Here is a 246-nt window from a genome sequence, read left to right as displayed (position 1 = left end):
CAATTGGAGCTGCTCGTGGGCTGCGGCGGTGTCCTCGGCCGACAGTGGCGCCAGCGCACGGAACCGCCAGTCGGGCTGGCTGGTAGCCAGCACCACGCCGCGTTCATCAGTGATGAACACAAGGAAACCGCTGGAACGCCAATTGGCTTCGACGCCGTCGAGTTCGACCTTCAGCACCGCAACGCCAAGCGGCTTGCCGCCATCGTCGACGCGGCTGGCAAGGTACAGCCCCGGTCTGCCGCTGAT

General features: G+C 65.9%; 1 pseudogene. It reads right to left on the bottom strand.

Going from position 1 to position 246, the window contains the following annotated elements:
• A pseudogene (locus EOC06_RS39250) lies at positions 1-246 on the bottom strand (sensor histidine kinase); the annotation flags it as partial.

Source organism: Mesorhizobium sp. M7A.F.Ca.MR.362.00.0.0, from assembly GCF_004023175.1.
Lineage (GTDB): Bacteria > Pseudomonadota > Alphaproteobacteria > Rhizobiales > Rhizobiaceae > Mesorhizobium.
The sequence above is the reverse complement of the archived record's forward strand: the minus strand, read 5'-3'. Positions and strand labels throughout refer to the sequence as shown.